Genomic DNA, 22553 nt, shown 5'->3' on the forward strand with positions numbered 1-22553 from the left:
GCTACCGCCTGCACCTCGACGACGACGGTACCGACGCCGCGCGCGCCCGCGCGCTGCTCGCCACCGCGGCCCGGTCGGCGCCCGCGGCCGCCAAGGAGATGTTGGGCGAGGCGCGGTCGCTGTGGCGCGGCGAGCCCCTGGCCGAGTTCGCCGACGTGGCCCCGCTGGCGGCGTTGGCGCCCGCCCTCGGCCGGCTGCGTCGGACGGTCGAAGTCCTACGCCGCGGCCGCGCTGGATGCCGGGGCGCCGGACGAGGCCGCCGACGTCGCCGGCTCGCTCGTCGCCGACGACCCGCTGTCCGAACCCGCTGTGCTGATCCTGATGCGGGCGCTGCACGCGACGGGCCGGTCCGCCGACGCGCTCCGCGTGGGCTACGACCACCGCCGCTGCCTCCGGACCGGGGCCGGGCTGGATCCGACTCCCGTCCTCGCCCGGCTCGAACGCGACATCGCGTCCGCGGCGACGCAGCGCAGCGGCGCCCGCCGAGCACCCGGTCCGCTGCGCGGCCGCGACTCCGAGCTCGCGGCCCTGCACCGACTGCTGGCCCGGGAACGCCTGGTCACGGTGCTCGGGCCTGGAGGGGTCGGCAAGTCCCGGCTGGCCGCGGAGATCGCGGCCAGGATCGGACCGGTCACCGAGCTGCGGCTCGCTCCGGTCACCGCCGCCGCCCTGATCCCGGACACGCTGGCGGGGGCGCTCGACCTACGCGTCGTCCAGGGTGGCGTCCTCGCGGCGTGCGCTGCGCTGCTCGCCGCCGGCCCGCAGCTCCTCGTGATCGACAACTGCGAGCACCTGCTGTCCGCCGTGCGGGACGTCGTCGCCACGCTCCTCGACCGGTGTCCCCAGCTGACCGTGCTGGCCACCAGCCGCGAGCCGCTCGGGCTGGCCGGCGAGCAGCGGCTCCGGTTGGCCCCCCTGACCCTCGCCGGGACACACGACGTTGCCCGATCGCCTGCCGTGGCCGTTTCGTCGACCGGGCGCGGCGGGTCCGTCCGGACTTCATGCCCGGCGCGGGCGAGCTCGGTCTCGTTGCCGAGATCGCACGCCGGCTCGACGGGCTGCCGCTCGCGATCGAGCTCGCCGCCGGGCGCCTCTCGTCACTCGGGCTCGCCGATATCCACGCTCGACTCGACCGCGCGCTCGACCTGCTCGCCGACGGTGGCATGACCCTCCGGCAGACGATCGCCTGGTCCTACGAACTCCTGCCCGACCACGAGCGACGGCTGTTCCGCCACATCGCCGTGTTCCCCGACGGCCTCGATCTTCCGACCGCCGAGTCCATCGCCACCCGGTTGCGCCTTCCCGGCGACGCCGCCGGTTGCATCGCGCACCTCGTCGACGCATCCATGGTCGAGGTCGCCCTCGACGGACCGGCTCGCTACCGCATGCTCGACGCGATGCGGACGTTCGCCCGCGATCGGCTCAGCGCCGAGGGCGAGGACCACGCGGCGACCGAGGGGTTTCTCCGATGGGCGCTCGAGCTCGCGACGTGGATCGACCGCACGATCGACACCGCCGAGGAAGGACGGGCGGACGATGTGCTGCGCCGCGAGACCGCCAACCTCCGCGCCGCCTGGGGGCTGTTCCGCGCGCAGCACCGGCTCGACGACGCCGTGCGGCTGGTCCGCGGGCTCGCCGGCGCTGCAAGCTGGCGCGATCTCACCGAGATCTGGGCCTGGGCGCTGGAACTCTCGGACGACCCGGCCATCACGACCCACCCCGACGCCGCGTTGATCCTCGGCATCGCCGCCGAGAGTGCCTGGGCCCGCGGCGAGCTCGAGCGCACCGAGCGCCTGGCGCGGCGGGGGCTCGGGGCGGCGGGCGACGGCGGGTGGCGATGCACCGCGGCACTGGCGCTCGCGGCGCTGAGCCGCGGCGATATGCCCGGTGCCGTCGCCCACGGCACGGCGGCCGCCTCACAGGCACCGCGGCCGGAGCAGAGCCTGGGGGTCGCAGCCCTCGCGTCCGCCTACGGCGGTGACCTCGGCGCCGCGAGGGCGCTGAACGGCCCGCTTGCCGAGATCGCGGTGTCGCCCACCCTCGACGCAATGCATCGGTACGTTGCCGGCGAGATCGACACGCTGGCCGGCGATGCGAATCGCGCCGAGCAGCACTACGAGCAGGCGATCGCGCTCGCCCGCAGCAGCGGCGCCACTTTTCTCGGCGGCATCGCCTCGGTCGGCCTCCTCACCGTCCGTGCCGGTTCCGGGCGCGTCGCCGACGGGTTGGACGGGTATCGACACCTGGTCGACTACTGGGAGCGGACCGGCGGCTGGGTCCAGCAATGGACCACGCTGCGCAACCTCGCCCGGCTGCTCCACACGCTCGGCGATGACGAAACGGCCCTGCTGCTCGACACGGCCGCCGACCACGCGCCCGACGCGTCGGCGGTCGTCGACCCCGGCGAGCCGCTCAGCTACGACCTGCCGGCCGAGCGGATGTTGCAGATTCGGAGGACGGCGGCGACCGCCGGCCGGGCCCGGGTCCTCGACATCGCCCGGTCCGCGATCGTCCGCCACCACACCGCCGCCTCGGCATGCCCACCGTGGGGAGGGTCGAGTACTACCTGAGGAGCATTCCGGCCAAGCTCGGAGCGCCACGGCTGGTCGAGCTCGATGCCGAGCTCGCTGAGGCCGATGCGGGCGGGGACGTCGAGCGGTCGGCCCGGGCCGTTGTGGAGCGGGATGCGCTTGTCGGCCGCGTTCCCGCCCTTATTGGCGAACATCACGTTGCCGCAGATCTTCCCGTGCGGCCCGAACTCCTGAACCTTGATCCCGCCGCGGGCATTGTGGGTGATCACGGAACGCTGCGAGCTGGTTCGAGTTGTCTTCGGTCGTTCTGTGCGCTGGCGAAGATCAACCAGGGAGCACCCTCGGGGCAGGTCGATCACTCGGGGTCGCGCTGGCGCTGCTCCCGTAGCTGCTGGCGGACCTTCTCCAGGTCCCAGCGGTGATGACCACCAGGGGTGGTCCACTCCGGGGTGATCAGCCCCTCGCGCGCCCACTTCAAGATCGCGGAGTGGGAGATGCCCAGCTCGCGGGCCAACTCTCCGGAGGTCAACGTGGGCACGAGCCGACGGTAGTTGCGAGTTGTGCCAGTTGCTGCCCGTCGTGCCAGGTTCGGGTGATCTACCAGATGTAGGTGAGTTGCTAGTTGTGCGAGTTTGACGCGATGATGAGCGCTGCCCGTCACACATGAGACGGGCCGCCGGGGTGCTGCGAACACCACCGACGGCCCTTGATCCGCAGAGAGGCCCTGCGAACCCGTGAACACTTTCTCATCTGACACGCGCTCCCACTCGGCAGCCGGGGGTGCGTCGCGAACCACGAGCGCGAGTACCTGCGGCTCGCGGAAGCGCTGGCCGACTGGCCGTCGTTGATCACCAGGATCCTGGATCAGCACAACCCGACCGGAGTGTGCCGCGGGTGCACCATCCCCGGCGGGCGGATGATCATCAATGCGCCGTGTGCGCCGCGTTCCCTCGCGGTGCGGGCACAGGTGATCAACTACGAGCCCGCCGAGTTGATCGGCCGCGCCCAGTGATCCGCCGTCGTCTGCTGCGGCTGCTGCTCGTTCCCGTCGGGGTGCTGCGGGTGCGGGTGTGCGAGCTGTGCGGGGCGCTCGTGGTCGCGGAGGCGCGGGAGCAGCACGAGCGCGCGCACGGGATGACACGCGGCGACCGCTGACGGCGCGTCTGCCGCGACCGATCACAGAGCCCGGAGTGCAGCGGGTGGTGCCGTTGACGATCGCGCAGGTGCAGCACTTGGCCGATGCGATGCCCGCCCGCAACCGGGCGATGGCGATCACGCAGGCCGGGTTGGGGCTGCGGATCGGGGAACTGCTGGGGCCTGCGACCACCGGCCCAGGTACATGCCGATCAGCACCCCAGGGCCGGGGATCAGCGTGCGCATCCTGCCGAACGAGGTCGTCCCGGCGCATGGCCGAGGAGCACCACCTGGCGCGGTGCCTTCAGAGGGCGACGAAGCCCAGGTCCGGCGGCAGGCCGAGTTCGACCTGACCCACCGTCTCGAAGCGGCTCTCGGAGACGAAGCCCTGCTGGCGCAGCACGCTCGCGTCGCGGAAGTGCTGCTCGATCCGGCTGTGCTTGTAGACGGCGCTGGTGCCGGCCGCCGAGTAGACGAGGTCGACGGCCTGTGCGGACGCCGCGATGGCCTGCACGCACGCCAGCAGCATCTCCGACCGCTGCTCGAGGGTGAGCTCCACCCCGGCGACGGTCTGTTCCCAGCCGAAGGCGAGCAGGTCGTAGAGGTAGCTGCGGGCCGATCGCACCAGCCCTTCGGCCCGGCCGAGCTTGGCCTGCGCCGTCGCCCGCTCCCGCAGCGTGGTCGCCGATGCGAACGGCGTCTTGCCCTGCGCGAGCGCGACGAACTCGTCGATCGCGTCCCGCGCGATGCCCAAAGCGACGGCGGGGATGTACGACCCGGCGACCACCATCGCCGGCACCCGGTACAGCGGGTCGTCGTAGAGCGGCCCCGGGGTGTGATCGATGCCGATCCGGAACGTCCGCCGCTCGGGCACGACGAGGTTCTCCACGGACACGTCGTTCGAATCCGTGCCGCGCATACCGAGCGTGTCCCACGTCCTGACGATCTTCGCCTCGGACGCGGGGAAGAACGCCGCCCGCACCATCGGGGTCCCCTCGACCCGCACCGGCTCGCCGTTGTCCATGGTCAGCGAGGTGACCCAGATCCAGCTCGCGTCCGACACGTTCGACGCGAACGGGCGCTGCCCGGACAGCCGTAACCCGCCGTCGACCTGTACTCCCTCGTAGGGGAACGCGAAGGAGACCGAGAGCGTCCGGTCCGGATCACTGGCGTAGATCTCCTGCGCGGTCTCGGTCGGGAGCCTCGAGCACCACCACGCCGACGAGGACGTCGCCTGAAGCATCCACCCCGCGGCGCTGTCGTGCCTCGACAGCTCCTCCTGGACGCGCGCGTGCGTGACTGGGTCGACCTGCAGCCCGCCGAGGCTGCGGGGAACGTACATGCGCAGCAGGCCGGCCTCCCGGAGGGCGTTCACCGACTCGGCCGGGAGCCGTGCATCACGGTCGGAGCGTTGCGAGTTCGCCCGCATGACCGGGGCGAGGTCCCTCGCCACGGCGACGAGGTCCCGCTCGACGAGCGTGGTCATGCCAATGCCTCCTTCCGCTCGATCTTGGGTGCCTCGGCCTCGATCTGTCGCACCGTCGCCTGGTCCCACTCGCCGCAGCAGTAGTAGCGGTGCTCGGCGATCCGGCCGTCGCGGAGCTCGAAGAAGTTGGCGATCCGGCACAGGAGCGGCTCATCCGCGTGGAGAGTGCCTTCGAGTTCGACGACCACTGTGTCATCCGTCCGGATCACCGCCGGCTCCGGAAGGCTCCACGTACCCTTGATCGTCCACTCTTCGCGGTACGCCTGCACGATCCTGGCCGGTCCCTCGTACTGCACCCGCCATTCCGGCATCGAACCGTCGTGGATCGCGTCCGGCGTCAGGTGCTGCTCCATCCCGTCCCAGACCCCGGTGCGCAGCCCGTCCAGGAAGCGTTGCACCGCGTTCGGCAGCTGTTGCATGTCCTGTCCTCCTTGATCGATGGGCCGGTACGGCCCGCTCGATTGACAGGGCGGGAAGGATGACGTCACATCGTGAAAGGTCGCGAAACGGACGAACATCATGAACACGCAGATCCCGGTCCTGGCCGGCGCGCTCGTGGGGAGGCGGCGCGAGCTCGGCAACGCCCGCAGAGCGGTCGAGGGCGCGCTGGCCGGTTCGGGTGTGCTCGTCGTCGTGACCGGGGAAGCCGGGATCGGCAAGACCAGGCTGGTCGACGAGCTCACGAGTACGGTCGCGGCCCGAACGCTGTGGGGCTCGTGCTGGAACGATCCTGGTACTCCGGCGTTCTGGCCCTGGACCACGGTGCTCAGGGAGTGCGCGGCCGCCACGGGAACCGCACTGGGTGATGATCTCGCGCCCGTGACGGGTACAGCGGAGCCGATGGTGGGGCCCGGCCGGCAGCTTCGGCTCAGTCTCTTCGACAGCGTCGCAAGGTACCTGGTCGCCGCCGCGAGGGTGCGGCCGCTCGTGGTCGTCCTCGAGGACCTGCACTTCGCCGACGAGGCGTCCCTCGACCTGCTGCGCTTCCTGGCGACCGCGCTACGCGGCCGGCCGGTGGCGATCCTCGGTACGTACCGCGACCCCGACCTGGAACCCGGGCTGCCGCTGGCGGGCGCCGTGATCGACATCCTCCGCGCCGCGCGTTCCGTGCCGCTGTGCGGGCTCGACGAGGCCGAGGTCGGTGACCTGATCCGTGCGACGACGGGGAGCGGCCCGAGCGGGGGGCTTGCCGCCCGCGTGCGCGATCGAACCGGCGGCAACCCGTTGTTCGTCACCGAGGTCGCCAAATTGCTCGCGACCCAGGGGAAACTGGACACCGAGCACATCCCGATCCCGCCCAGTGTGCAGCAGGTGATCGCGCACCGGCTCGGCTACATCCGCGGCGACACCCTCGATGTGCTGGCGCAGGCCTCGGTCCTCGGTCAGTCGTTCAGCGCGTCGCTGCTGGCGCGGGTGGTGGATGTCCCACCCGCCAGGATCGCCGATCTCCTCGACGAAGCCGGCGCCGCGGGCCTGGTGCGGCCACGACCCGCGCTCGGCGAGTTCGGCTTCACCCACGCCCTGGTCCGGGACGTGCTGTACGCGGGCATACCGGTCGCGGCGCGTCGCACGCGTCACCGGCTCATCGCCGAGGCCATCGAGTCGGTGCACGCCGGCGACCTCGACGACCACGCGGACGAGCTGGCCGATCACTACGTCCTCGCTCTACCGGATGCCGACACATCGCGCGCGTTCGACTACACCCGACGCGCAGGCCGGCGATCGCTCCGCATGCTCGCCCACGAGGACGCGGCACGGCGGTTCGCGCGGGCCGTGGAGCTCGCCGCCTCCGGACCTCTCGACGAGGACGACCGCATCGAGGCGCTGCTCGAACTCGGGGACGCGCGGATGCGTGCCGGTGACTGGCCGGGAGCGGCCAGTGCCTACCAGGACGTGGAGGCCTCCGCGCGGAGACGCAACCGCGCCGACGAGCTCGCCCGGGCCGCGCTGGGGTTCGGCGCCGGGCCGAGCGGGTTCGAGGTGCGGCTGTACGACCACCGCCAGCTCGACCTGCTGCGCGAAGCTCTCAACACACTCGACGACTCCGATGCCGAACTGCGGGCGTGGGTGCTCGCCCGGCTGTCGGTCGCCGAGTCCTACCTGGCGGACTCGGGCAGCAGGCTCGAGCGCAGCAGGCTGGCCGTCGACGAGGCGCGCCGCGTGGGTGAGGCGAAGCTGCTCGTCTACGCGCTGAGCAGCTACTGCGACGCGATCGCTGGTCCCGGGCACACCGAGGAGCGCTTGACACTCGCCGACGAGATGGTGCAGCTCGGTGTCGAATCCCACGACCCGGAGAGCGAACTGCTCGGGCGCAGGTTCCGCGTCGTCGCGCTGATCGAGTCCGGCGATCTGGGCGGCGTCGAATCCGAGAGCGAGGCATTCGCACTGGCCGCGGAGCAACTGCGATGGCCGCTGGTCGAGTGGTATCCGCCGGTGTGGCGGGGCATTCTCGCGCTCGTCGAAGGGCGCCTCGACGAGGCAGAGCGGCTGATGGGGGTCGTCAGGGACGTCGGGCGGCGAGGAGGTTCGGTCAACGCCAGGATCGTCGCCGACGTCCAGCAGCTCCAACTGTCGCTCGAACGAGGACGTCCGGAAGACGCCTACGAGCTGCTCCGGCCGTTCATCGAGGACCCCGAGGGCGGACCGAACGCGGAGGCATGGCGCGCGCTTCCGCTGGCGCGGATGGGACGGCGGGCCGAGGCATCCGCGATGATCGACCGGCTGGCGGCCGCGGGGTTCCCGCTCGTGATGGACGCCGCGTGGCTCGAGGTGATCGCAGCTGTCGCCGAAGCCTGCGCCGAAGTGGGCCACCGAGAGGGGGCGCGACGTCTGCTGCCGATCATCGCGCCGTTCGCCGATCGCTTCGCCACCGGCGCCTTCGGAGCCGTCTGTTTCGGCTCGATGCACCGGCACGCCGGGTTGCTCGCGCAGTGCCTCGGCGACTTCGACACCGCCGACGAGCACTTCACGCGTGCTCTGCGCGCCAACCGCAGGGCCGGTGCCACGCTCCTGATCGCGCACACCCAGCGGCAGCACGCGGCGTTGCTGCAAGCACGCGCCGGTCCGGGGGATGTCGCCGCGGCCGAGTCGATGCTGGCCGAGGCGGACGAGACCTACCGCCAGCTCGGGCTCGCCCACTGGGTGCCGGCCGAGCATCCGCAGACGGTGGATGCCGCCTTCCGGCGCGACGGCGATGTGTGGACGGTCGGATACCAGGGCCGCGAGACGCGCGTACGTGACATCAAAGGGATGGCTGTGCTCGCGCGGCTGCTCGCCGAGCCGGGCCGGGAGTTCCACGTCCTCGACCTGGCCTCGCCAGGCGGCGGCGCACGCCGAGCCATGCCGAGCGACACGGGCGAGGTGATCGACGCGCAGGCGCGCCGGGCCTACCAGCACCGACTCGTGGAGCTGGATGCCGAGATCGACGACGCGACGGAAAGCGGTGACAGCGGCCGCGCCGAGCGGGCGCACGCGGAGCGCGACGCCTTGGTCGAGCACGTGACCGCTGCCTATGGCCTGGGCGGCAGGGCACGGCGTGGGAACGACCCGAACGAGCGAGCCCGGTCGACGGTGACCAAGCAGATCCACGCCGCCATCTCGCGGATCGGCCACCAGCATCCCGCGCTCGCGCTGCACCTCACGAACTCCGTGCGCACCGGCCGCTACTGCTGCTATCTCCCCGAACACCCCGTCACCTGGTCGCTCTGAGCGGGGGTGACGTCGGCACGGTGATCTGGTCGACGGGCCCCTTGCGCAGTCCACCCAGCCCGGCTACGTGCCCCGGTCGGTTCGAGTCCGGTCGGAGGATCTTCCTTCCCAGGCCAGAGGCATGTCGCTCCGCCGGTCTCGACATCGACGTGCCGGTCACCGGTGGGTTTCCTCGCTCGGTGCCGCCTGCGCCCGGCTCCGGATCTGGCGCAGCTGCTCGGCCACGGCGCGGGCGTCGCGTTCGGGGATGCCGTCGGAGTGGCGGTCCGGGCGGGCGAGGAACAGGTAGATCAGCCCGGTGCCGCCGACCACGCAGAGCCCGATGAGGACGATCCAGCGGTCGAGGAAGGCGTCGGCGTCCGCGGGCTGCAGCAGCAGGATGATCGCGAACACCCCGTAGGCCAGTGCGACGACGTTCACCGCCGTTCCCCAGCGGCCGAGGTTCCACAGGCCCGCCGGGCGCCAGCCCTTGGCGCGTTGCCGCAGCGCGGCCAGGACGACGGCCTGGAAGGCGACGTAGATGCCCAGGACCGCGAACGCCGTGACGGGGGCCAGGGTGTCCGGGCGCCAGAACACGAAGAAGGCGATCAGCATCGGCACCACGCACACCACGAGAAGCGCGTTGGTGGGGACCGCGTGCCGTGCGGAGATGTGGGAGAGCCACCCGCTCGCCGGGAGCATCCGGTCGCGGGCGAAGGCGTAGAGCAGGCGGCTGCCCGCGGCCTGCAGCGACAGGACGCAGGAGATGAACGCCACGACGGTGACGACCAGGAAGACCTGCGAGCCCGCGGTGCCGAGCGAGCTCTCCAGGATCGACGGGATCGGGTCGGTGTCCTCACCCGCCACGATCGCCTGCAGGTCGGGGGCGGCGAGCACGTAGCCGGCGTAGGACAGGAAGCCCGAGACGCCGCCGACGAGGATCGTCAGGATCATCGCCCGGGGGATCCGGCGGGTCGGGTCGGCGACCTCCTCGGCGACGTCACCGCAGGCCTCGAAGCCGTAGAACAGGAACAGGCCGCTGAGCGACGCGGCCAGGAACGTGGCGACGTAGGGCTGGTCCCCGACCGCGCCGAGGGGTCGAAGAAGACGGAGAAGGGCTCGGCGCGGCGGAACAGCAGCAGGTAGAGGCCGGGCGCGATGACGCCGATCAGCCCGGCCGCCAGGCCGATGCGGGCGATCCGCGCCAGCGTGCGGGTCGGCGACGTGCACGCCGCCGTGGTCGCGGCAGCGGCCAGGAGAAGGTCCGGGACTGGGCCGAGGGAGCCCATGAACGGTATGGCCACCTGGCGCAGCCCGTGACCCCGGGGTGCGAGGGAGGCGATCTCCCACAGCCGCAGGCCGACCGTGAACCGGCCGTCGTCCCCGCGCTCGAGTGCTCCCCAGGCCAGCAGCCGGTTGGCCAGCCGCAACGTGGAGCTGGTGGGGATGCCGCTGCGCCTGCTCAGCTCGCCGAGGGTCAGCGACCGGTGGACGGCGTCGAAGGCGGCGAGCAGGGACAGCGCCCGGTCGACCACCGGGTCACCCTGCGGTGGCCGATGCCCACGGACCCGGGCCGGTGGCGGGGAGCCGGAAGTCATGGAGGCGGGTCCGTTTCGTCACGATCGAGGCACAGCCGGGAGTTGTCTTCCATTGAGCGGCATTGTGCCTGACGTTCTTGTGACCGCCACCGCATCGTTTCCGGCCAGCCGGGCGGACTCGCCCGCACGGCCCCCGGTCGGCCCGCCATGACCCCTCGTTCTCCGAGGCGAAGGAGCCTGAACAGGATGAATGTCTTCACGATGCCGCTGCGGAAGCGCGGCACGCGGCGGCCGGTGGCCGTCCGCCTCGGGGCGGTGGCGGTCGCCGCGGCGCTGGCCACGGTGCTGGCCGCCTGCGGCGGCTCCCCGGATGCGGCCGGGTCGGGCGGCGGTGCCGGCAGCACCCTCACCATCGGCTACGACAGTGACCCGGCCCCCACCGGGTACGACCCGCTCCGCTACAGCCCGGGGCAGCGCCAGTTCTACGAGTCGCTGTACGACAGCCTGTTCGTGCAGACGGCTGACGGTGGCGTCGAGCCCGGTCTGGTCGCCGACTTCAGCTACAGCGCCGACAACACCCAGCTCACGCTCACACTGCGCGACGGCGTCACGTTCGCCGACGGCTCGCCGCTGGACGCCACGCTGGTGAAGGCGAACCTCGACCGGCGCGCCGACCCCGAGCTCACCTCCTACACCGCCTTCGCGCCGGGCGGCGAGGCCGAGATCGTCGACGTGCAGGCACCGGACCCCCGGACCGTGGTCATCACCACCGCGACGCCGCAGGCGTCCCTGCACATCCTGCTCACCGGGGTCCCCGGCATGATCGTCGGACCCACCGGCGTCGCCGATCCGGCGAGCCTCGCCACGACCCCGGACGGGTCGGGCCCGTACACGCTCGACGCCGACGCCACGATCAAGGGCAGCTCCTACGTGGTGGTCGAGAAGCCCGGGCACCCCGACGCCGCCGGCCATCCGTTCGACACCGTGGTCCACAAGGCGATCCTCGACGGGCAGGCCCGGGCGAACGCGATGGTCTCAGGCCAGGTGGACGCCGCACTCCTCACCCCCGACGCCGTCGACCTCGTCGAGTCGCGCGGAGTGGCGATCGAGCGGGTCGGCGGCACGGTCGTCAACCTGGCCGTGTTCGACAAGACCGGCGCGATCCACCCCGCTTTCGGTGACGTCCGCGTCCGCCAGGCGATCCAGCACGCCATCGACCGCGAGACGCTGGTCGCCACCCTGCACGAGGGGGACGAGCCGACGGCGAACGCCTTCCCGGCGGCGGCCGAGGGCCACGACCCGGCGCTCGACGCGCAGTGGGGCCACGACCCGCAGCGGGCGCGCGAGCTGCTCGCCGAGGCCGGCTACGCCGACGGGTTCTCCTTCGACGTGGTGACCTCCCCGCCGACCATGACCGACATGCAGGCGATCCAGGCCCAGCTCGCCGAAGTCGGGATCACGATGAACGTGCGGACGGCGGCCTCGACCGAGGAGCTGTTCGCCTCCGTCGAGACGCAGCCGCTCGGCTATTTCCCGCTCTCCTGGACCGACCCGCTCGGCATCGTGCAGGGCGTCGTCGTCGGCGGGTTCCTCAACCTGCAGCAGGCCTCCGACCCGGCGATCTCCGACGCACTGGGCCGGGCCGCCGCCGCCACGGGCGACGCCCGCGCCGAGGCGCTGACCGACCTCAACGCCGCGCTGGTCGCGCAGGGCTGGATGATCCCGCTCTACGAGTCCTACTCGTACTGGGCCTACGACGCCGACACTCTGCAGAAGGTCACCTTCTCCGGCACCGACCAGTACCCGCTGCTGGCCGCGTTCCGGCCGACCACCTGACGGCGGCCCCGACCCCCGGCCGGTGACCGGGCGCCTCCCACCCCGGTCACCCGCCGCCTCTCCCCACCTCGCACGCGGAGGATCCAGTGCTCTCGTTCCTCGCACGCCGGCTGGCCATCGGGGTGGCCACCGTCCTGGCGGCCATGGTCATCAGTTTCCTGCTCGTGCGGGCGATCCCCGGCAGCCCCGGCGCGGTCGTCCTCGGCCCCGGTGTCGACGACGAGGCCATCCGGGCCGTCAACGAGCGGATCGGCTGGTACGACCCGCTGCTGCACCAGTTCTGGAACTGGTTCGGCCCTGCGGTCCGCGGTGACCTCGGGGAGTCGCTGATCGACGGCCGCTCCATCGGCGCCGACCTGGCGGCGCGGCTGCCGGTGACCGCGGCCGTCGCCACCGTCGTCAGCGGGGTCGTCGGAATCGTCCTCGGCGTCACCGCCGCCGTCCGCGGCGGCCGGCTCGAGCGGGTGATCACCGCGGGCAGCGGGGTCGCGCTCTCGCTGCCGGCCTTCTGGGTCGGCATCCTGCTCGTCTACGTCGTCGCCATCCAGGGCGGCCTGCTGCCCGCCACGGGCTGGGTTCCGCTCGCCGAGTCGTTCTCCGGCTGGCTGCAGGGGTTGGTGCTGCCGGTGGCCACGCTCGCCATCGCGGGGTCGGCGATCATCGCCCGTACCGCCCGCGGCGGCATGGTCGAGGCGCTGCGGCAGGAGCACATCCGCACGCTGGAGGCGACCGGCACCCCGCCGTGGCGGCTGCGCTACGTCCACGCGCTGCGGTTCGCCAGTGTCCCCGTCGTCTCGGTCCTCGGCGTCCAGTTCATCGCCCTGTTCGGCGGCACGATCGTCATCGAGCAGCTGTTCGCCCTGCCCGGCCTCGGCCAGGCCGCCCAGAGCGCGATCGTGTCCCACGACTTTCCCGCGGTGCAGGGCGTGGTCGTCGTCGCCACGGTCGTCGTGGTCGTCACCAACCTGCTGCTCGACCTGGTCGTCGCCGCCCTCGACCCCAAGGTGCGTACCCCATGACCGCGATCCAGCGGGACGTCCCCGCCGCCCGGCGCCGCCTGCTGCCGGCGTTCCTGCGGACGCCCGGGGGCGTGCTCGGGGCCCGATGGTTGCTGCTGGTGACGGCGCTCTCGCTCACCGCCCCGCTCTGGCTCCCGTATCCGAACGAGCAGCAGGACCTGGCCCACCGGCTGTCCGGACCCTCGGCCGAGCACTGGCTGGGGACCGACGAGCTCGGCCGCGACATCCTCAGCCGGATCTTCGCCTCGGGTGCCGAGACGCTCGCGGCCTCGGCCGTGACCGTCGTCGTCGCCTTCGGCATCGGCCTGCCGCTCGCCCTGCTCGCCGCCGAGCACGGGCCGCGGGTGGAGCGCGTGACGAGCCGCGTCGCCGAGGTCATGCTCGCGCTGCCCGGCACCGTGATCCTGCTCGCCGTCATCGGCGTGATCGGGGTGAAGATCTATCTGGTCATGGCGGTGCTCGGCCTGATGATCTCCGCGGCGGTCTACCGGGTGCTCCTGGCCGTCGCCCAGTCGGTGCGTCAGCGGCTGTACGTGGACGCCGCCCGGGTCGACGGCCTCGGCTCGGTCGCGGTGAACGTGCGGCACGTGGTACCCGGGATGGCGACGACCATCGCCGTGCAGGCCGCCCAGCTGTTCGGCATCGGCTTGCTGATCCAATCGGGGCTTGCGTTCATGGGCTTCGGCCCGCCCGCCCCCCAGCCCAGCTGGGGCGGCATGATCGGCACGGCATCGCAGTACGTCTTCGAGGGCCCCTGGCTGATGGTCCCGACCGGCGCGGTGCTCGCCCTCACCGTCATCGCCGCCAACGCGATCGCCGACTCGCTCACCCCGGCGGTGGCCCATGCCGGACGGACGCGGCCGCGACGCGCGCAGCGCCCGGCCCCCGCACCGGAGCGGGCCACCGCCCCGGCCGGCGAGGGACTGTCCGTCCGGGGACTCACGGTCGGGGTGGACGACGGCCCCGCGCTGGTCACCGACGTCTCCGTCGACGTCGCGCCCGGCCGGGTACTGGGCCTGGTCGGCGAGTCCGGCTGCGGCAAGACGATGACCGCCCGCTCCCTGCTCGGCCTGCTGCCCGGTGGCGTCTCGATCACCGGCGGATCCATCCGCTGGCAGGGCCGCGACCTCGCCACCCTGTCGCAGAAGGAGCTGCGCGCCGTCCGCGGCCGGGAGATCGCGCTCGTCTCGCAGGAGCCGATGGTCGCGCTGGACCCGATGTTCTCCGTCGCCTCCCAGCTGACCCAGCCGATCCGCCGGATGCGCGGTGTCGGCCGCCGCGCGGCCCGGGGTATCGCCGCCCGGCTGCTGCGCGACGTGGGCATCGTGGACGCCGAGCGGGTGCTGAGGTCCTACCCGCACCAGCTGTCGGGCGGCATGGCGCAGCGCGTCGCCATCGCCCTCGCGCTGACGGGGCAGCCGAAGCTCCTGGTCGCCGACGAGCCCACCACGGCGCTCGACGTCACCGTGCAGGCCGAGATCCTCAGCCTGCTGCGCGCCCTCGTCCGCGACACCGGCCTGTCGGTCGTGCTGGTCAGCCACGACCTCGGGGTCGTCGCGGACCTCTGCGACGACGTCGCGGTGATGTACGCCGGTCAGGTCGTCGAATCGGGCACCGCCGCCGACGTCCTCACCGACCCGGCCCACCCGTACACGATGGCCCTGCTCGCGGCGAACCCCCAGGTGCCCGAGGACGAGCCGGTGCCCGAACGGCTGGCGTCCATCCCGGGCACCGTCCCGGCCCCGGGCAGCTGGCCGTCCGGCTGCCGGTTCGCCGGCCGCTGCCGGTTCGCGCGGGACGAGTGCACGGTGCCCGTCCCGGGACGGCCCGCGCACGGCGACGGCTCGGTCCTGTGCGTCCGGGTCGACGAGATCCACCCCCAGTTCCTGCCCGCCCCCTCCGTATCGACGGGAGTGTCATGAGCACGAGCTTCCTCGGCGACACCGCGGTCGCCGCGCCGCCGGCGCTGGAGATCCGCGACCTCGTGGTGCGCTACGGGTCGGGCCGGCGCGCGAAGCGGGCCGCCCCGGCCGTGGACCGGGTCGGCCTGGACGTCGCGCCCGGGGAGACGGTCGGGCTGGTCGGGGAGTCCGGGTCGGGCAAGTCGACGATCGGCAAGGCGGTGCTCGGGCTGCAGCCGCCCACGTCCGGCACGGTGCGGCTGCACGGCCGGGACATCACCACGACGTCGCTGCGGGAACGCCGGAGCCTCGCCGCCGACCTGCGGGTCGTCTTCCAGGACCCGTACTCCTCGCTCAACCCGGCACGGACGGTCGGCCGGACCCTGGTCGAGCCGCTGCGGCTGCTGGGCGTCCCGGCCGGTGCGGCGTGGGCCAGGGCGCGCCGGTCGCTGGAGTCCGTCGGGCTGCCGGCCGACGCGGCCGACCGGCTGCCGGGGCAGTTCTCCGGTGGCCAGCGGCAGCGGATCGCCATCGCCCGCGCGCTCGTGTGTGACCCGAAGGTCGTCGTCCTGGACGAGCCGGTGAGCGCGCTGGACCTGTCGACCCAGGCGCAGGTGCTCAACCTGCTGGCCGACCTGCGCGACCAGCACGACCTCGCGTTCCTCTTCATCGCCCACGACTCGGGGTGGTGCGCTTCCTCGCCCAGCGGGTGGTCGTGCTCTACCGGGGACAGGTCATGGAGTCCGGCCCGGTCGAGTCGGTCACCCGGCGGCCCCGCCACCCCTACACGGTCGCCCTGACCGCCGCCGCGCCCGTGCCGCGACCGGCCGAGCAGGCCGCGCGCCGCGCCGCGCGGGAGGCACTCGGCGTCGGCGCGGCGGGGGCGGCCCAGCCGTCGCCGACCGGCTGCCCGTTCGTGCCGCGCTGTCCGCTCGCGACCGACGTCTGCCGGGCCGAGCGCCCGCCGCTGCGGCTGGTCGGCGAGAGCCGCACCGCCTGCCATCACGCCGAACAGGTCCCGGCAGGCGTCGAGCCCAGGTGACGAACGCGCCCCCACCGTCTCCGGGTGGAGCACCTCGACGAGGCACTCGGCATCGCCTCGACCGCACCACGGCTGTCCTGGCGGCTGCCGGACGGCGCCCGTGAGCAGCGGGCCCACCGGATCCGCGCGGAGATCGGCGAAGACAACGGGTGGGACACCGGCTGGGTGGACGGCGAGCAGAGCCTGTTCGTGCCCTACGCGGGGCCACCGCTGGCGTCGTCGCAGCGGGTGGTGTGGCGGGTCCAGGTGGAGACCGACCTGGGGCGGAGCCCGGAGTCGGAGCCGGCGTGGTTCGAGACCGGGCTGCTGTGGGCCGAGGACTGGCAGGCCGAGTGGGTCGAGCCGGGGGAGCAAGCCGCGGGTGCGGCGGGGGAGCGGCCTGCCGCGCTGCTGCGGGTCGAGTTCGGCGTCGACCGGCCGGTGGTCGCGGCCCGCCTGTACGCCACCGCCCAGGGGCTCTACGAGGCGTTCCTCAACGGGGAGCGGGCGGGCGACGCCGAGCTGACCCCGGGCTTCACCCAGTACGACGCCCGGCTGCAGGTGCAGACGATCGACGTCACCGCCGCGGTGCGGCCGGGCCGCAACGCCCTCGCCGTCGTGCTGGCCGACGGCTGGTTCCGCGGCCAGGTCGGCATCACGCGGGCGAGCGACCACTGGGGCAGCCGGGTGGCGTTCCTCGGCCAGCTGCACGTCGTTCATGACGACGGCACCGTCACCGTCGTCGGCACCGGGCCGGGGTGGCGCAGCGGCCCCGGGCACGTCGTCGCGGCCGACCTGATCGCGGGCGAGCATGTCGACCTACGCGCGCTGCCCCGGGGGTGGGACACGGCGGGCTTCGACGACGCGGACTGGACCGCCGTCGTGGTGGGCGACCACGGCTACGCGGGCCTGGTCGACTCGCCCGCTCCGCCGGTGCGCCGGGTCGAGGAGGTCGTCCCCGTCTCGGTGACCCGGCTGCCGGGGGGCGCCCAGGTCGTCGACCTGGGCCAGAACATCACCGGCTGGGTGCGGCTGACCGACCTCGGCCCGGCCGGGACGACCGTCACGCTGGCCCACGGCGAGTGGCTCGGCCCGGACGGCGACGTCACCACCGACCACCTGCGCCCGGCCGTGCCGTTCCTCCCCGAGCCCCTGCCGGCCGGCCAGGTGGACCGGGTGGTGTCCGCCGGCGTGCCGGGCGACGTCTTCGAGCCGCGACGGACGACGCACGGCTTCCGGTACGTCCGGATCGAGGGCCACCCCGGGGACCTCACCCCGGACGACGTCCGCGGCGTGGTCGTGCACACCGACATGCGCCGCACCGGGTGGTTCAGGTGCAGCGACGAGCGGGTCAACCGCCTCCACGAGGCCGCGGTGTGGGGCCTGCGCGGCAACGCCTGCGACATCCCGACCGACTGCCCGCACCGGGAGCGGGCCGGCTGGACCGGCGACTGGCAGCTGTTCGTCCCCACCGCCGCGTTCCTCTACGACGTCGCCGGCTTCTCCGTCAAATGGCTGCGCGACGTGGCCGCGGACCAGTGGCCCGAAGGCACGATCGCCAATATCAGCCCGACCGCCCGGTCGGAGGGCCGGGAGAGCCCGATCGCACACTTGAACGGCTCGGCCGGCTGGGGCGACGCAGCGGTCATCGTCCCGTGGGAGCTGTACCGGGCCTACGGCGACACCGGCGTCCTCGCCGAGCTGTGGCCGACGATGGTCGCCTGGCTGGACCGCGCCGAGCGGACGGCGCGTGACCGGCGCCATCCCGGCCGCGTCGCCCGCCGGCCCGAGCCCGCGCCGCACGAGCGGTACCTCTGGGACACCGGCTTCCACTGGGGCGAGTGGCTGGTGCCGGGGGAGGAGATCGCGGACTTCGGCGCCTTCGTCGCCGCGGACAAGGGCGACGTCGCGACGGCGTACTACGCCCACAGCGCCCGCCTGATGGCCCGGATCGCCCGAGTGCTCGGCAAGGATGCCTCCGCTGCGCGGTACGCCGAGCTGAGCGAGCAGGTCCGAGCGGCCTGGCAGGCGGAGTACATCGGTCCCGACGGGTCCCCGACCCCGGATACGCAGGCCAACCACGTGCGGGCGCTCGCCTTCGACCTGGTTCCGCGGAAGCAGCGGACCGCGGTGGCCGCCCGGCTGGTCGAGCTGATCCGCACGGCCGGCACCCACCTGCGGACCGGGTACCTCGCCACGCCGTACCTGCTGCCGGTCCTGGCCGACACCGGGTCACCTCGACCTCGCCTACGAGCTGCTGCTGTCCGACACCGAGCCGTCCTGGCTGGCGATGGTCGACCGCGGCGCGACGACCCTGTGGGAGCGGTGGAACGGCGTCTCGGCCGAGGGCGTCCCGGCCGAGTCGCTCAACCACTACGCGAAGGGCGCGGTCGTCTCCTTCCTGCACCGCTGCACCGCGGGCGTCGAGCTGCTCGACGACGGCCCGGCCTACCGCCGCTTCCGCGTCCGGCCGCGCCCCGGCGGCGGGCTGACCGGGGCCGAGGCGACGCACGACTCGCCCTACGGCCGGATCGAGTCCGCCTGGCGCCTGGACGGCCACGAGCTGGCGCTGCGCGTCGTCGTCCCGGCCGGGACCGAGGCCGAGGTCGTCCTGCCCGACGGCCGTGCCGCCGCCGTCGGCCCGGGCGGGCACAGGTTCACCTGCCCCGTCCCCGACCCCGTCCCCGACCGCGAGGAGGCCACCGTCCGATGACCGCCACCCCAGCCGAGCCGCCGGTGTGGACCGGCCCGGCCCGCTTCCTCCCACCGCCGCCCCCGACCACCCGGGCCGACGGCGCGCGGCACTACTCCGGCGTCACCTACGCCGCCCCGGGCGGGTACCGGCCACTCCAGCTGGACGTGTGGGTGCCCGACACGGCGGCACCGCCGCTGGTGGTCTGGGTGCACGGTGGCGCCTGGATGCTCGGCGACCGGCGGTACCTGCCGGAGACGCTGCGGCCGGGCCAGGTGTTCGACGCGATGCTGGACGCCAAGCTGGCCGTCGCCACCATCGACTACCGGCACGCCAAGGAGGCGCCGTTCCCCGCGCAGCTGCACGACGCGAAGGCGGCGGTCCGGTACCTGCGTGCGCACGCCGATGAGCTCGGGATCGACGCGAGCCGGGTCGGCGTCTGGGGCGAGTCGGCAGGCGGCCACCTCGCCGCACTGGTCGGCCTGACCGCGCACCGCCCGACCTCGACGGGGATCTCGGCGTCGTCGGCCCGGCCGGCGCGGTCGACGCCGTCGTCAGCTGGTACGGGGTCGCCGACGCCGACACCATGCCGAGACTGACCCCGCCGCCGGAGATCGCCGCGCAGCTGCCGCCCGAGCTGCTGGAGCAGCCGATCGAGGTCCTGCTGGACGGCGCCGACGAGGCCGCTCGCGCCGACCTCAGCCCGATCCGGCACGTGACCACCGGCGCGCCGCCCTTCCTGCTGGTGCACGGCACCGTCGACGACCTGGTGCCGTTCGCGCAGAGCGAGGCGCTGGAGGCGGCCCTGTCCGCGGCCGGTGTGCGCGTCCGGCTGGTACCGGTCGAGGGCGCGGGCCACATCTTCCACCGCTGCGACGACGTCGAGGCGGTCGTCCGGCTCTCCGTCGAGTACCTCGCCCACGCCCTCCGCACGCCGCAGCGGCAGGCGGGGTGAGCCCCCTCCGCCGCCCCGTCGTCCCCGGCTTCCACCCCGATCCCAGCGTCTGCCGGGTCGGGGACACGTACTGGATGGTCTGCTCCAGCTTCGAGTACGCGCCCGGGGTCCCGCTGTTCCGTTCGACGGACCTGCGGTCGTGGGAGCAGGTCGGGCACGTGCTCGACCGGCCGTCCCAGCTGGACGTGTCGGCGGCGCCCGGGTCGGGCGGCATCACCGCACCCACGCTCCGCCACCACGACGGCCGGTTCTGGATGGTCACCACCAACCTCGCCGACGGCAAAGCGCACTTGTTCGCGCGAACTTGTGCCAGGCGACGGCGAAACCTCACGGGTTCGGCAGGCGCTGCTGGTCGATGTGGTCGGCGAGGTAGGGCAGGACTCCTTCGGGGTTCATGCCGAACGCGGCGGCGACGAGCTTGGCGTCGATGGTGTTGACCAGGTCAATCAGCCGGGTGCCGCGCAGCGCGCGCGCCGAGACCCCAGCGGCGTCGAGCAGGTGGCTGAAGTATGCGGTCGAGGCCGGTGCCCGGCCGGCCTTGGTGCCCCGGGTGACGATCACGTGCGGGTTGTCGGTGCGCTGGGCCTGGCGGTGGGCCAGGGCGCGCTGCAGCACCGACCAGCTCGCCGGATCCACCGGCACCGGGTGCGGACGTTCCCCGAGCCGCAGGGTCCGGGCGGAGGAGTCGATGTCGACCACGGCGAGTTGGCGGACCTCGCGGCTGGCAGCGCCGTGCAGCAACGCGAGGATCCCGAGCAGGGCCTCGTGGGGGTGCACCGCGGGGTCGACGGTCCAGCGGCGGAACAGGGTGCGCTGCTCATCGATGGTCAGGGTCTGACCGCGGAAGCTGCGTGGTTCGCGGGCGGACAGGCCGCGAGCCGGGTTGACGAGCACGAGCCGTTGGGTGCGGGCGAAGGCGAAGAACTGGCGCAGCACGATCAGCCGCCGACGGCGGGCGGCGGGCAGCACGGCGAGGAACGCCTCGATGTCGTGCACGTCGACCAGCGCCCAGTCCTGCTTGCCGTGCTCGCCGACCAGGAACCGGGCCAGGTCACGCACGATGGCCAGGGCGGTCTCGATCGTGTGGTCGCTGCGCGGCAGCGTCCCGGCCCGCCGGGCTCGTTGCCGTGCGCGCAGCATGGACTCCGCCCACGAGTCCACGGCCGGTCGCAGGCCGGCGGGGGTGGCGTCGATGCGGCGCTGGCGCCGCCCGGCCGCCAGCCGCTCGGCCTGGTCGGTGGGCAGCGCCAGGCCATGCTCGACGAAGAAGTCCTCCAGGGCGCGGGCCAGGCTGCCCATCGACCGGCCCGGTCGGCGGGCCCGCTCGAGCACCGCGGTGGGATGGTTGGGGTGGGCGTCGGCGAGCAGCCGCCCGAGCGTGCTGATCATCGTGCAGGTCCGCCCGACGCAGTGCCGGGCGGCGAGTCCGGCGATGAACTCCCGCAGCCATCCCGGCGGTTCGTCCAGCTCGGCGATCAGGTTCTCGCCCTGGACGAAGGGCCGGTCGGGGTTGCGCTGCCAGCACGCCGAGCACAACCCGAGCCCGGCATGGCGCAGCACCCGGCCGCAGCCGCGACACGGCCGGGGTGGCTTTCTGCCGGGCCGGGGGCGGGAACACGTGCCGCACCAGCCGGTGGCCTCGCGCAGCAGGCCGGGTCGCCCGCAGCGCGGGCAGGGCTGCAGGGCGGCCCGCGCGGCGTCCCTGCGTCGGCAGCGCTGACACGAGGTGTTCGTCCTGGCGCGCACCGGGTTCCCGCAGCTTGCGCAGGCCCGGGAGCAGAGCACACACCGTCCGGTGTCTGCCTGCAGGACCCGCGGCTTGCCGCAGCTCGGGCAGGGACGCTGAGCCACCCGCGCGGACCGGCGTCGCCAGCACCGACAACACACCTCGCGGCCATGTCGTCCTACGGGTGCACGCAGTCCGCGCAGTCCCGCAGGGTCGCGCCCACGGGTCAGAGTGGAGGCATCGACCGGCCGCGGGTGCCGGCAGCCTTCGGCTGCGCTGCCGGGACCGGGGCCGGCGCGGCGGGCCGTTCGACCGGGGTGGTGTCGACCTCGAACAGGTCGTTCGGGGTGCACTCCAGCGCGGTGCACAACGCCGCCAACGTCGACAGCTTCACCTGCGCGGGCTCCTTGGCGAACAGCGCCGACACCGACGCCGAGGACAGCTCGAGCCCGGCGCGCTCGACCAACAGGCGACGCAGCTGAGTGCCGGTCCACACCTCACGCTGGGCCGCGGCCATCCGCAGCCGCCACCGGATCCGCATCCTCACTCCTGCCCGGTCAGCTCGGTCAACGTGGTGGTCACCGCGCGCCGATAGGCGTCCTCGATGAACGTGGCGGACGGGCGGACATACCGCATCGTCGAGCTCACCGTCCAATGCCCGAGTAGCTGCTGGATCGCGACCAGGTCGACGCCGCGCTCGTAGTTGTGCGTCGCGCACGCCCGCCGCATCGCATGCGGGCTGAACCGCTCGACTGGCGGGCGGCCTTCGAGCTCGAGCAGATACCGCAGCCGGTTGCGGATCGTCCCCCGATGCAGCGCGCCGCCGGACTCGTCGGCGAACAGCACCGTCGAGTCCGGGAACTTCCCGCGCACATCCGTGCAGAACCAGCGCAGCACCAGGTCCAGCCCGTCCAGCATCGGCACCCACCGCGGCCGCGGCCCCGAGGTCCGCGCCCCCTTCCCGAACCGCACATGCAGCTTCCCGAACGGGCCCCGGCCGAAATGCACGTCGCAGCGCTCCAGCAGC

General features: G+C 73.3%; 19 protein-coding genes and 2 pseudogenes. 13 read left to right on the forward strand and 8 right to left on the reverse strand.

What is annotated here, in order from left to right; translation table 11 throughout:
• Positions 1-1167, forward strand: a 1167-nt coding sequence (locus KME75_RS25460; RefSeq protein WP_281424675.1) for a BTAD domain-containing putative transcriptional regulator, incomplete at its 5' end; no start/stop codon positions are given.
• Between the two features lie 1719 nt (positions 1168-2886).
• Here KME75_RS25460 and KME75_RS25465 read toward each other — a convergent pair.
• Positions 2887-3069 carry a MerR family DNA-binding transcriptional regulator gene (locus tag KME75_RS25465; protein ID WP_308283065.1) on the reverse strand — a complete coding sequence of 61 codons (183 nt, stop codon included), beginning with the start codon at positions 3067-3069 and terminating at the stop codon, positions 2887-2889.
• Positions 3070-3539: 470 nt separating this feature from the next.
• Between KME75_RS25465 and KME75_RS25470 the strand changes: the two genes are divergently transcribed.
• A complete protein-coding gene (locus tag KME75_RS25470; RefSeq protein WP_219417408.1) occupies positions 3540-3686 on the forward strand; it encodes a hypothetical protein in 147 nt (48 codons plus the stop codon).
• Between the two features lie 283 nt (positions 3687-3969).
• On the opposite strand, the gene KME75_RS25475 is transcribed toward KME75_RS25470, so the two are convergent.
• Positions 3970-5151, reverse strand: coding sequence for an acyl-CoA dehydrogenase family protein (locus KME75_RS25475; protein ID WP_219417409.1), 1182 nt, complete (start codon positions 5149-5151; stop codon positions 3970-3972).
• Positions 5148-5672, reverse strand: a complete 525-nt coding sequence (locus KME75_RS25480) for a nuclear transport factor 2 family protein (protein WP_246632817.1) — start codon at positions 5670-5672, stop codon at positions 5148-5150. Before KME75_RS25480 ends, KME75_RS25475 begins: the two co-directional genes overlap by 4 nt.
• On the opposite strand from KME75_RS25480, the gene KME75_RS25485 reads away from it, so the two are divergent.
• Entirely contained in the window at positions 5671-8859 is a 3189-nt protein-coding gene (locus KME75_RS25485; protein WP_219417411.1) for an ATP-binding protein, read from the forward strand. The two genes, KME75_RS25480 and KME75_RS25485, sit on opposite strands and share 2 nt — an antisense overlap.
• Before the next feature lie 156 nt (positions 8860-9015).
• On the opposite strand, the gene KME75_RS25490 is transcribed toward KME75_RS25485, so the two are convergent.
• Positions 9016-9894 carry an APC family permease gene (locus KME75_RS25490; protein ID WP_308283066.1) on the reverse strand — a complete coding sequence of 293 codons (879 nt, stop codon included), beginning with the start codon at positions 9892-9894 and terminating at the stop codon, positions 9016-9018.
• Complete coding sequence (locus KME75_RS25495; protein ID WP_308283067.1) at positions 9789-10373, reverse strand: helix-turn-helix domain-containing protein; 585 nt, start codon at positions 10371-10373, stop codon at positions 9789-9791. The genes KME75_RS25490 and KME75_RS25495 overlap by 106 nt, the downstream gene beginning before the upstream one ends.
• 249 nt (positions 10374-10622) lie before the next feature.
• Here KME75_RS25495 and KME75_RS25500 point away from each other — a divergent pair, with 249 nt between their 5' ends.
• From KME75_RS25500 to KME75_RS25535, 10 genes and pseudogenes are all read left to right on the forward strand, one after another.
• Positions 10623-12212 carry an ABC transporter substrate-binding protein gene (locus tag KME75_RS25500; RefSeq protein WP_219417413.1) on the forward strand — a complete coding sequence of 530 codons (1590 nt, stop codon included), beginning with the start codon at positions 10623-10625 and terminating at the stop codon, positions 12210-12212.
• Between the two features lie 86 nt (positions 12213-12298).
• Positions 12299-13231 carry an ABC transporter permease gene (locus KME75_RS25505; RefSeq protein ID WP_219417414.1) on the forward strand — a complete coding sequence of 311 codons (933 nt, stop codon included), beginning with the start codon at positions 12299-12301 and terminating at the stop codon, positions 13229-13231.
• Positions 13228-15153 carry a dipeptide/oligopeptide/nickel ABC transporter permease/ATP-binding protein gene (locus tag KME75_RS25510; protein ID WP_219417415.1) on the forward strand — a complete coding sequence of 642 codons (1926 nt, stop codon included), beginning with the start codon at positions 13228-13230 and terminating at the stop codon, positions 15151-15153. The genes KME75_RS25505 and KME75_RS25510 overlap by 4 nt, the downstream gene beginning before the upstream one ends.
• The gene (locus KME75_RS25515; RefSeq protein WP_246632815.1) at positions 15150-15932 is read left to right on the forward strand and encodes an ABC transporter ATP-binding protein; all 783 of its coding nucleotides are present in this window, start codon (positions 15150-15152) and stop codon (positions 15930-15932) included. The genes KME75_RS25510 and KME75_RS25515 overlap by 4 nt, the downstream gene beginning before the upstream one ends.
• Positions 15869-16174 (forward strand): oligopeptide/dipeptide ABC transporter ATP-binding protein, encoded by a 306-nt coding sequence (locus KME75_RS43620; protein ID WP_246632816.1) that lies wholly within the window; start codon positions 15869-15871, stop codon positions 16172-16174. Before KME75_RS25515 ends, KME75_RS43620 begins: the two co-directional genes overlap by 64 nt.
• 24 nt (positions 16175-16198) lie before the next feature.
• A pseudogene (locus KME75_RS25520) lies at positions 16199-18322 on the forward strand (family 78 glycoside hydrolase catalytic domain); the annotation flags it as partial.
• A gap of 121 nt (positions 18323-18443) precedes the next feature.
• Positions 18444-18866, forward strand: a complete 423-nt coding sequence (locus KME75_RS43625) for an alpha-L-rhamnosidase C-terminal domain-containing protein (protein WP_281424677.1) — start codon at positions 18444-18446, stop codon at positions 18864-18866.
• 194 nt (positions 18867-19060) lie between these two features.
• Positions 19061-19444: pseudogene (locus KME75_RS25525) on the forward strand (alpha/beta hydrolase fold domain-containing protein); the annotation flags it as partial.
• Complete coding sequence (locus KME75_RS45140; protein WP_219417422.1) at positions 19432-19800, forward strand: alpha/beta hydrolase family protein; 369 nt, start codon at positions 19432-19434, stop codon at positions 19798-19800. The pseudogene KME75_RS25525 and the gene KME75_RS45140, both read left to right, overlap by 13 nt.
• Positions 19797-20237 (forward strand): family 43 glycosylhydrolase, encoded by a 441-nt coding sequence (locus KME75_RS25535; protein WP_219417417.1) that lies wholly within the window; start codon positions 19797-19799, stop codon positions 20235-20237. Before KME75_RS45140 ends, KME75_RS25535 begins: the two co-directional genes overlap by 4 nt.
• Here KME75_RS25535 and KME75_RS25540 read toward each other — a convergent pair.
• From KME75_RS25540 to KME75_RS25550, 3 genes are all read right to left on the reverse strand, one after another.
• Positions 20128-21360 (reverse strand): tyrosine-type recombinase/integrase, encoded by a 1233-nt coding sequence (locus KME75_RS25540; protein ID WP_219417418.1) that lies wholly within the window; start codon positions 21358-21360, stop codon positions 20128-20130. The genes KME75_RS25535 and KME75_RS25540 overlap by 110 nt on opposite strands.
• 392 nt (positions 21361-21752) lie before the next feature.
• Positions 21753-22067: a helix-turn-helix domain-containing protein gene (locus tag KME75_RS25545; protein ID WP_219417419.1), complete on the reverse strand. Its 315-nt coding sequence runs from the start codon at positions 22065-22067 to the stop codon at positions 21753-21755.
• Positions 22068-22069: 2 nt separating this feature from the next.
• Positions 22070-22553: tyrosine-type recombinase/integrase (locus KME75_RS25550; RefSeq protein ID WP_219417420.1), on the reverse strand; the 484-nt coding region annotated here is incomplete at its 5' end.

It is taken from the genome of Pseudonocardia nigra (assembly GCF_019396355.1).
Classification (GTDB): domain Bacteria; phylum Actinomycetota; class Actinomycetes; order Mycobacteriales; family Pseudonocardiaceae; genus Pseudonocardia; species Pseudonocardia nigra.

Coding starts and splice junctions, on each gene's coding strand:
- KME75_RS25475 (WP_219417409.1), bottom strand. CDS start 5,151: ATGACCACGCTCGTCGAGCGGGACCTCGTCGCCGTGGCGAGGGACCTC.
- KME75_RS25485 (WP_219417411.1), top strand. CDS start 5,671: ATGAACACGCAGATCCCGGTCCTGGCCGGCGCGCTCGTGGGGAGGCGG.
- KME75_RS25480 (WP_246632817.1), bottom strand. CDS start 5,672: ATGATGTTCGTCCGTTTCGCGACCTTTCACGATGTGACGTCATCCTTC.
- KME75_RS25500 (WP_219417413.1), top strand. CDS start 10,623: ATGAATGTCTTCACGATGCCGCTGCGGAAGCGCGGCACGCGGCGGCCG.
- KME75_RS25510 (WP_219417415.1), top strand. CDS start 13,228: ATGACCGCGATCCAGCGGGACGTCCCCGCCGCCCGGCGCCGCCTGCTG.
- KME75_RS25515 (WP_246632815.1), top strand. CDS start 15,150: ATGAGCACGAGCTTCCTCGGCGACACCGCGGTCGCCGCGCCGCCGGCG.
- KME75_RS43620 (WP_246632816.1), top strand. CDS start 15,869: ATGGAGTCCGGCCCGGTCGAGTCGGTCACCCGGCGGCCCCGCCACCCC.
- KME75_RS43625 (WP_281424677.1), top strand. CDS start 18,444: ATGGTCGACCGCGGCGCGACGACCCTGTGGGAGCGGTGGAACGGCGTC.
- KME75_RS45140 (WP_219417422.1), top strand. CDS start 19,432: ATGCCGAGACTGACCCCGCCGCCGGAGATCGCCGCGCAGCTGCCGCCC.
- KME75_RS25545 (WP_219417419.1), bottom strand. CDS start 22,067: ATGCGGATCCGGTGGCGGCTGCGGATGGCCGCGGCCCAGCGTGAGGTG.